This is a genomic window from Deinococcus sp. LM3 (assembly GCF_002017875.1).
In the GTDB taxonomy this organism is placed as follows: Bacteria; Deinococcota; Deinococci; order Deinococcales; family Deinococcaceae; genus Deinococcus.
The window spans coordinates 287268-296310 of the sequence record NZ_MUFV01000003.1 but is presented as its reverse complement, the minus strand read 5'-3'; the positions used below and the strand labels follow the sequence as shown (position 1 = coordinate 296310).

The following is a 9043-nucleotide window of genomic DNA, read 5'->3' as shown; positions in this document are numbered from 1 at the left end:
TCACTCGCTGATCCTCTCCGACGTGGTCGGCGACGAGCCGGCCGTGATCGCCAGCGGCCCGACCGTGCCCGACCCCACCACGCACGCCGACGCCCTGGCCGTCCTGGACCGCTACGGGCTGCCCGCCCCGGAAGCCCGCGCGCACCTGAGGTCCGGCGCACCCGACACGCCGCACGACCTGCCGAACGCCACCTGGGAGGTCATCGGTTCCAACCGCACCTTCCTGGACGCGGCCCGCACGTTCATCGAGGCGCGCGGCCTCCGGGCCGTCATCCTGGGCGACACCTTCACGGGCGAGGCCCGGTCCCTGGGGGCCTTTCACGCCGCCGTGATCCACTCCATCCGGACGCACGGCACGCCCCTGCCGCCCCCGGTCGTCCTGCTGTCGGGCGGCGAGGCGACCGTCACGCTCACCCCCGGCGCCGGGCGGGGCGGACGGAACCTGGAGTTCGCACTGGCGCTGCTGACCGAGCTGGCCGTGACCGGACCCAGCTTGCGCGGAGTCCACGCCCTGTCGGCCGGTACGGACGGACAGGACGGCAGCAGCCCGCCGCCGGCGCGTTCCTGACCCCGGACAGCCTGCTCCGCGCCGGACACCTGGGACTCGACCCGCGCGAGTTCCTGCGCCGCCACGACTCTCACACCTTCTTCGAGGCGCTCGGGGACACCCTGCACACCGGCCTGACCGGCCATAACCTCAACGACTTCCGCGCGGTCGCCCTGACCTGAAACCGGCCGCCCGTTCCCTCTCCCTTCCCGTCCCAGCAGAGGTCCAGCATGACGCACCCGTCCGAACCCGATTCGTCCGAACCCCACTCCGTTTCCCGCCGCGCAGTCGCCGTCGCGCTCGACATCGGCGGGAGTCACGTGACCGCCGCGCCCGTCGACTGCGCGGCCGCGCCGTGACCGCTGCCCCCATCCGGCTGGACCTGTCCCATGACGCCCCGCACGACACCTGATCGGCGGCTGGGCCGAAGCGGCCCTCGCAGCCCTCGCCGGGACCGGTGAGGCCGTCACGGTCACGCACCTCGGACTGGCCGTCCCCGGTCCTTCGACGCGGCGCGCGGCGTGTCCGGCATGACCACAAGTTCCGGGCGCTGCACGGCCAGGACGCCCGCGCCGCCCTCTTGGCCCGGCTGCGCGGCACGCCCCTGCAGGACACCCCCATCCTGTTCGGGAACGACGCGGACCTGTTCGCCCTCGGGGAATGGTGGGCCGGTGCGGGCGAACAGCTCGACACCATCGGCGTGACCCTCGGGACCGGCATCGGCTCGGGCTTCATCCGCGCCGGAACAGGTCCAGACCGGTGGCCCCGGCGTGCCGCCCGCGGGGAACTGTGGAACACCCCGTTCCGCGGCGCCACCGTCGAGGACGCCGTGAGCGGCGCCGCCCTGACCCGCCTGACCCACCGGCACCTGGGCGTGGCGCTGGACGCCCGGCAGCTGGCCGCACTGGACGCCAGTCAGTCCGGGCCGGTCTGGACGGCGTTCGGACAGACGCTCGGGGACGTCCTGGCCCCTGGGTGCAGGCGTTCGGGCCGCAACGGGTGGTGCTGGCGGAAACATCAGCCGGGCCTCCGGGCAGTTCAGCGATTCCCTGCAGTCACGGCTGCCGCCCGGCACCCAGGTGCGGCAGAGCCAGCATTTCGAGAACGCCGCCCTGCTGGGCGCGGCCTTCCTGCGCGGCCCTGAGCTGCCAAAACACTAGACCTCCTGCGAAAGTCCCTCTGGTCCTCGAATCTGTGTTCGAATTCCTTATATAGGCAGTAAAAGCGGAGGGACGGGATAGGCCGAAAATCTGCTTTCGCAGGGGAGGGGTCTATTGCCTACTGATAAAATGCATGATGAGGAAGCCGCCAATTCTCTTAACACTGGCCAGCATATGATATGGACTCCGATTGAATGGCCTGCAAAGACATTCAATCGGAGCGGATGCGACTTGCAGAGCTGCTCTGCAGAGTGGGAGAGAAACGCCCCTCCAGGCGTGGAGCTGGCAATCCGGTGAAGTCCCTGATTGTCAGCGAAACAGACGGAATCCGTATGATAGGTCCAATACCATGACCATGATTGCAGTTCTTAATCCGGGGCCAGAGGGCATCCATGATCAAACAGTTTGTGATGTCCTCATTGTTGGCGGCCCAAATGGTCTGCCATTTTTAGATTTTCGCCGAAAGTTACTTGCGGGTGATCCTGATATACGCGGGGTTGCCGCCCATGCGACGACGGACAATCTGGAGATGCGGCGTTTGCTCCTGGCTATTCGGCCGCACCTCTATACCGTTCAACTTCTCGATGGGTACTGGGCGGCCTTGCAGGGCCTCTTGCTTGATTGCAAAACGTGGACACCAGATCAGCGGTTGCGGGTGGGCATTCTCTCAGACCTTCTGCTAAAGGCATGTTCCATCGAAGATGTTCCAGACTTCCGGCAGCATTCAAAAATGGCAGCAGGTATTTTTCTCCCGTCGATGAGTGATCCGGGAGGGGATGATCTCCTTTTCAGTATGGTGAAAGATGCCAGAAGCGCTCACAAAGCCGCTCAACCGTCAGCCCCGGGTAATGCTCCTTTGGAACGGCTGCTTGAAGATTTGCACAGTTACATTATTGACCTCCTGTGAAAGTCACGCCACGCTGGCGACGGTGCGGTTGCATACCGCCGCCATGAGATTGACGCGTATGGTGACGGTAGACGTCCTTCAAGACGCGAAAAATGACATGGACACCGCCCGGACGACCGGCCGGAATCAGTCCGGGCGGCCCGGCCCCTGTGGGGTCACCAGCGCAGGCATGAGCGCGAGCCGCCACACGAGTTCCGGCAGCGTCCCGAACGAGTAGGGCTGATGAATCCGTTCGAACTGCTGGTGGTAGTCCCGGCCCCAGGGTCCGGCATTCACGGTCGGGAACGACAGGGTGTCGGCCCGGTCCGGCTGATCGCCCGGCGTGGGGGTCAGGTCGCGGGTGGCGGCCCGGTCCGCCTCGCTGGGTCGGTGCCCCAGGAAGCTCATGTCGGAGATGCCCTGAAAGTGATGACGCACCCGGACGGGCACTCCGGTCTGCTCCGTGAAGGTCTTCAGCGTGTCGGTCACCTGCCGGCCCAGGTCGGCGTCCACGTGCGTGGCGGGGTAGTGGACGGCGCCCAGGCCCACGATGACGGCCGGGCCGCTCAGTCCCGCCGCCTGCGCCAGGGCCAGCGTCCGTTCGCGGCTCTCGGCCAGGGGATCGTCGGTGCGGTCGGGTGCCGACAGCAGCGCCTGCACGCGCGCCTCGCCGACCTGCCGCTCGGCCTGCGTGCGCAGCTCGGCGAAGCAGAGGACCGCCGCCTCCGGTGCGGCGCGGCTGATGCCGTCCCAGCGGGCGGCGTGCTGCGCCTGCCGGGTCAGTGCGGTCCGGGCCGCCCCGCGCGCCTCGTGCAGGATCTGCGCCGTGACCTCGGCGGCGCTGCGGCGGTACGTGAGCACGTTGAAGGCGCACCAGATGTGGGCGGGGGTCGTGACGTCGTACCCGGCGCGGCTGTCGCGCAGTTCCAGGCAGGCGGGGGGCGGGCTGTGATCCGCGTGGGCGGTGTCGGTCAGGTCCGGGTTGGTTTCGATCCGGCTGACCAGTTCGGCGGCGATCAGGGCGGCGCTGGTTCCGTCGAAGGGGTACGAGGCGTGCGTGGCGCGTCCCAGGATCAGGGCCGTGACGGGCACCTTGCCGGTGGTGCCCAGGTACACCGCCTGTCCGTCGCGGCCGTCACCGGCGTCGTTGGTGGCGTCCAGGTTGATGCCCAGCCGGACGCGCAGGCCGCGCTGCCGGGTCAGGGCGGGCAGGTCGGCCGCTGCCTGCCGCGCGCCGCGGGAGCGCTGCTCCTCGTCCGGCGAGGCGATCAGCAGCAGGTTCACGGGGCGGTCGGCGGGTGCCAGGGCCGCGTAGCGTTCCAGGACGGCCAGCCCGGCGGCCAGTCCGGCCTTCATGTCCAGCAGGCCCCGTCCGGGCAGGAACTCGCCGCTGAGCAGGTCCTGCCGCGCCTGCCGTTCCGGGCCGCTCAGGTCGGGGCGGTCCAGGTGACGCAGCAGCGCGTCCCGCAGGGCGTGCGGCGTGAAGGCGTGCGGGGCGTGCGGCCCGTAGGCGCCGGTGCCGACCGTATCGAAGTGCCCGCTCAGGATGACGGTGTCGGGCTGCTGACCCCGGACCAGCGCGTACAGGTTCGCGGACGTTCCGGCCGGAGCGGTCCACACCCGTTCCGGTTCGCTCTGGAACGCCGGCCATGAGCGCAGCAGGTTCCGGAGCTGGAGCGGGAACTGCTGCTCGCCGGGCGTGCCGGTCACGCTGGGCCAGCCGGTCAGGGTCAGGGCCAGCTCGCGCGTGCGCGTGAACCAGTCGCCGGGCGTGGCCGCCGGGACCGTGAGGCCGGTGGAGTCCGGGTGCGCAGGAGGCTGAGATGGCGGCGAGGTCGGCAGTGATTGGGACATGGCACTCCTGGGTCGAGACGGACTCCGGCTGAATTCTGCGAGGGGGCGGGGCGGCAGGGGAGAACCGCTCCTGGCGGCGCGGAAGAGACGGACCGGGGGTCTTCCGATCCGGCCGTGCACATGACCTGTGGGGGGCGGCAGTTCTCTTCCCGGACTGTACGGACCGCCCGACCGCGTGAGGCGAGCCGCCCTGCGGGGCTCGGCCCGTGCTATGAATGAAGCTCATGGCCGGGCCATCCCCCGCATCCCAGCACGCCGCCCAGCCCACCGGACAGCCCACCAGCCAGCCGACCGGTCAGCAGGTCGCGCCGCCCGCTGCCACGCCGCCTGCCGACATACCGTGCGGGCAGGGGCCGCAGCCCACGCTCGCGCAGTGGCGGGCCTTCGTCGTCGCCGCCCAGCGCGGGAGTTTCAGCGCCGCCGCCATCGAACTGAACGTCACGCAGTCCGCGCTCAGCCACGCGCTGAGGCTGCTGGAACGCACCCTGGGCGTGCCGCTGCTCCGCCGGGGCGGCCGGGGGGTCCAGCTGACCCCGGCCGGGCAGCGCGTCCTGCCCGGCGCGCAGCGCCTCGTGGACGCCGCCCGGACCCTGATCGACCTGGCCCGCAGCGCCGAACTGCACGGGACCGTCACCGTCGCCGCCTTTCCCAGCCTCGCCCGGCACCTGCTGCCCGGCGCGCTCCGGCGCCTGCGCGGCGTGGCCCCCGGCGTGAACGTCGCGGTCGACGACGCCCACCTCGAACGTGACGCCGTGTACCGCGCCGTGCAGTCCGGGCAGGCCGACGTGGGCCTCACCCAGCTGCTGCCCGGCAGCGCCCTGAACGCCCGGCCCCTCGGGGAGGACCCCTACCTGCTGGTCCTGCCCGCCCACTGGACACTGCCCGGCGCGTGGCAGCGGCCGTACATCCACCTGGGCGACCCACATGACCGCCGCGTCCCGGACGCCCTGGCCCGCCACGGCGTCCGGGTGCGGCCGGCCCTCAGCCTGAACAGCGAGGCCGCCATCGCCGCGATGGTCGCCGGTGAACTGGGGTTCGCGGTGCTGCCGCACCTCACGATGCCTGAACTGCCGCCGGGCGTCCTGGCGCGCCCCCTGCCCTGGTCCGTCTCCCGGACGTACGGCACGGTCGTCCGGCCCGGCCCGGTAACGCCGGCGGTGCAGGCCGTCCTGGACGCCCTGTGGCCGCCCGACGCGCCGTCAGCCGACCCTTCCGCCAGCCTCACGCCCCCTGACGCGGGCCTCTGACGGCGGTTCCGCCGGGTCATACGGACTGCCGTTTGTTTCGCTGACAACCCGGAACATCGCCGGGTTGCCAACTCCACGCCCGGCAGCCCGCTTCTGCTCCCACTCGCTTCGCTCGGATTGAGGGGACTGCAAAGACCCTTCAATCGGAGTCCGTATCAGGGGGCGTGGAGGTCCAGCAGCACCAGTTCGGCCGGGCAGTCCCAGCGCAGCGGCACGCCCGTGACGCCCAGCCCGCGCGACACGAAACCCAGCGCCTGTCCGGCCGGCGTGACGCCCGGCGTGCCCTCGGCGGGACACTGCACGATCCGGTCGCCGCGCACCCAGCCGCGCAGGACGTTCAGGAGGGTGCTGCGTTTCTTCAGCGGTCCGATGAGTGGCAGCCGGACCTGCCCGCCGTGCGTGTGGCCGCTGAGGGTCAGGCCTACCCAGTGCGGCACCTGCGACAGGTAGTCCGGGTTGTGGGCCAGCAGGACGACTGCGCCGCCCGCGTGGTCCTGCAACGCGGCGTTCAGGTCCTGCTGCCCGAACCACCAGTCGTCGACGCCTGCGACGTACAGGTCGTCACGGACCTGCACGCCGGCGTTGTTGATGAGCCGCACGCCGGCGCGGGTCAGCTGTTCGGCGAACTGCTGCCGGGTGGCGTTGGTGTTCAGGCTGGTCCAGTCGTGGTTGCCCCACACGGCGTACACGCCCAGCGGCGCGTGCAGGTCCGCGAGTTCCGCCAGCAGCTTGGTGTGGTGCCGCCGCCCGACGCCGCTGTCGAGGAAGTCGCCGGTGATGACGATCACGTCCGGCCGGGCCTGCCGGGTGGCCTGCACCCAGCGGCGCACCGAGCGGCGGCGCATGAAGATGCCGTAGTGCAGGTCGCTGAGGTGCGCGATCCGTACCGGGCGGGTCAGGCCGTGCAGGGCGGCGCGGTGGGTGGTGGTCTGGAAGCGGTAGGTGTTGGTGACGCCCAGAGCCACGACTCCGGCCGCCGTCCAGCCGAGGGTGTTCAGGGCGCGGCGCAGCATGTCGCCCAGCTTACGGGATGCGCGGGGCGTTCAGGGTGGGGACGTGCAGGGCGTGCATTGACGCGCGGGTGGGTGGGTGTTACAGTCTGGGTAATCGTTAACCCAGATCTTGATGGAGCATCCGCGCCCCATCACAGGAGTGCCCATGACTGCCCCCGTCACCATCGCAGACGTCGCGCGCCTTGCCGGCGTGTCGGCCGTCACGGTTTCCAAGACCCTCAACAACACCGGCCGGATCAGTGAGCAGACCCGCGCCCGCGTCATCCAGGCCGCCCGTGACCTCGGGTACGTCGCCAACCCCGCCGCCCGGCGGCTGCGCGGCGCCCGCACCAACCTCGTCGGAATGGTCGTCCCGGAACTCGTCAGCCCGTACTTCGCCGAGGTCGCCCGCGCCGCCGCCGAGGCCGCCAGCAGCGCCGGCCTGGACCTGGGCGTCTTCACCACCAGCCGCGACCCTGCCCGCGAACGCGAACGCGTCGCGGCCCTCAGCGGCGGACTGGCCGACGGACTGATCCTGGTCGTTCCCACCGACGACCCGCAGCACCTGGGCGTCCTGGAACGCAGCCGCACGCCCATCGTGCTGATCAGCCACTTCGGGACGCCCACCGACCTGCCCAACGTCCGCGCCGACTCGTACCACGGCGCGCACGCCGCGACCACGCACCTGCTCGACCTCGGGCACCGCCGCGTGGGCTTCATCGCCGGGGCCGACGGGTCCAGTCAGGCCCACGAGCGACTGCGCGCCTACCGCGACGCCATGGGGGAACGCGGCCTGCTCGATCCCGCCCTGATCCGGCCCGGCAACTTCACGCAGCGGCGCGGGTTCGAGGCGGCCCGCGAACTGCTGGACCTGCCCCACCCCCCCACCGCGATCTTCGCCGCGAGCGACGCCACCGCCTTCGGCGCGATGGACGCCGTCAAGGACCGCGGCCTGCGCGTCCCGCAGGACATCAGCGTGGTGGGCTTCGACGACATCGCCGCCGCCAGCCAGAGCCACCCGGCCCTGACCACCGTGCGCCACCCCATCCACGACATGAGCGACAGCGCCCTGCGGCTGCTCGCCGGCGCGCTGGCCGGCGAGACGGTGCGCGGCACGGTCCTCGACTACCCCAGCGAACTGGTCGTCCGCGAGACGACCGCCCCGCCCCGAAGTCCCTGAAACGGCCTCCCCCCACGGCCCGCCGCGACCGACCCGCCGCCACCGGCCAGCCGCCTCCCGACCGACCCCTCTGACCGACCGCGCCGCGTTCCGCCGCCTCACCCCATGACCTGACCGGCCCCGACCGGCTTCACCCAACCCGCACCCCCATCCACCCGCCGGAGTCCGCCCAGGCCCCGGTGACGGGCGCTTACGTGCCGCAGGAGGTCCCACCCATGACGAACGTGATCCGCTCTGCCCCGCCCGCCGCCCGCCGCAGCCCCCGCCAGCGCCTGCTGGCCCGCCTGTGGCGCCACCGGGGCCTGTACCTGATGCTGCTGCCGGGCCTGCTGTGGTTCGCGCTGTTCCGGTACTGGCCGCTGTGGAACGCGCAGATCGCCTTCAAGGACTTCCAGCCGGTGCAGGGCGTCCTGAACAGTCCCTGGGTGGGCCTGGAGCACTTCCAGGCGTTCTTCTCGTCGTTCTACTTCTCGCAGCTGATGACGAACACCCTGCTGATCAGTTTCGCGAAACTGCTGATCGGGCTGCCCCCGGCGATCATCCTGGCGATCGCCATCCACGAGAGCACCCGCAAGGGCCTGGCGCGCGTCACGCAGACCGTCACGTACCTCCCGCACTTCCTGTCGTGGGTGATCGTGTTCGGCATCCTGCTGGCCATGCTCTCGCCCGGCAGCGGTCTGGTCAACAAGGGCGTGATCGCGGCCGGCGGCGACGCCGTGTCGTTCCTGACCGACCCCGGCGCGTTCCGCGCGGTCGTGATCTTCAGCGACATCTGGAAGGAGACCGGCTGGAGCGCGATCCTGTTCCTCGCCGCGCTGATCGGCATCAGCCCCTCGCTGTACGAGGCGGCCGAGGTGGACGGCGCCACCCGCTGGCAGCGCATCCGGCACATCTCGCTGCCCGGCATGCTCGACGTGATCGTCCTCGTGACCCTGCTGCGCCTGGGGCACATCCTGGACGCCGGCTTCTACCAGATCTACGTCCTGTACTCGCTGCCGGTGTACTCGGTCGCGGACGTGATCGACACCTGGGTGTACCGCCAGGGCATCCAGAACTTCCAGTTCTCGCTGGCGACCGCCGTGGGCCTGTTCAAGGGATTGATCGGCCTGCTGATGATCGTGATCGCCAACCGCATCGCCCGCCGCTTCGCCGGTCAGGGCCTGTACTGACCCCCATG

Annotated in this window: 10 protein-coding genes; 8 read left to right on the top strand and 2 right to left on the bottom strand. The window is 70.6% G+C overall.

Annotated features, from left to right (window positions below; translation table 11 throughout):
• The 5 genes from BXU09_RS17270 to BXU09_RS20435 all read left to right on the top strand — a co-directional run.
• A partial coding sequence (locus BXU09_RS17270) for a DUF4147 domain-containing protein (RefSeq protein WP_240501470.1) occupies window positions 1-568 on the top strand: 568 nt, incomplete at its 5' end.
• Complete coding sequence (locus BXU09_RS21670) at window positions 565-729, top strand: MOFRL family protein (protein ID WP_346417599.1); 165 nt, start codon at window positions 565-567, stop codon at window positions 727-729. The genes BXU09_RS17270 and BXU09_RS21670, both read left to right, overlap by 4 nt.
• A gap of 48 nt (window positions 730-777) precedes the next feature.
• Window positions 778-906, top strand: coding sequence for a hypothetical protein (locus tag BXU09_RS22005; protein WP_276205854.1), 129 nt, complete (start codon window positions 778-780; stop codon window positions 904-906).
• A gap of 98 nt (window positions 907-1004) precedes the next feature.
• Window positions 1005-1691, top strand: a complete 687-nt coding sequence (locus BXU09_RS17265) for an ROK family protein (RefSeq protein ID WP_144012324.1) — start codon at window positions 1005-1007, stop codon at window positions 1689-1691.
• Between the two features lie 365 nt (window positions 1692-2056).
• Window positions 2057-2614 carry a hypothetical protein gene (locus tag BXU09_RS20435; protein ID WP_144012323.1) on the top strand — a complete coding sequence of 186 codons (558 nt, stop codon included), beginning with the start codon at window positions 2057-2059 and terminating at the stop codon, window positions 2612-2614.
• Window positions 2615-2740: 126 nt separating this feature from the next.
• On the opposite strand, the gene BXU09_RS17260 is transcribed toward BXU09_RS20435, so the two are convergent.
• Complete coding sequence (locus tag BXU09_RS17260) at window positions 2741-4447, bottom strand: M20/M25/M40 family metallo-hydrolase (RefSeq protein WP_078305364.1); 1707 nt, start codon at window positions 4445-4447, stop codon at window positions 2741-2743.
• Window positions 4448-4662: 215 nt separating this feature from the next.
• On the opposite strand from BXU09_RS17260, the gene BXU09_RS17255 reads away from it, so the two are divergent.
• Window positions 4663-5694, top strand: a complete 1032-nt coding sequence (locus BXU09_RS17255) for a LysR family transcriptional regulator (RefSeq protein ID WP_078305363.1) — start codon at window positions 4663-4665, stop codon at window positions 5692-5694.
• 155 nt (window positions 5695-5849) lie between these two features.
• Here BXU09_RS17255 and BXU09_RS17250 read toward each other — a convergent pair whose 3' ends face one another.
• A complete protein-coding gene (locus tag BXU09_RS17250; protein WP_078305362.1) occupies window positions 5850-6707 on the bottom strand; it encodes a metallophosphoesterase in 858 nt (285 codons plus the stop codon).
• A gap of 145 nt (window positions 6708-6852) precedes the next feature.
• Between BXU09_RS17250 and BXU09_RS17245 the strand changes: the two genes are divergently transcribed.
• Both BXU09_RS17245 and BXU09_RS17240 read left to right on the top strand, forming a co-directional pair.
• Entirely contained in the window at window positions 6853-7866 is a 1014-nt protein-coding gene (locus BXU09_RS17245; RefSeq protein ID WP_078305361.1) for a LacI family DNA-binding transcriptional regulator, read from the top strand.
• 215 nt (window positions 7867-8081) lie between these two features.
• A complete protein-coding gene (locus BXU09_RS17240; protein WP_205684175.1) occupies window positions 8082-9035 on the top strand; it encodes an ABC transporter permease subunit in 954 nt (317 codons plus the stop codon).
• Window positions 9036-9043: the final 8 nt, after the last annotated feature.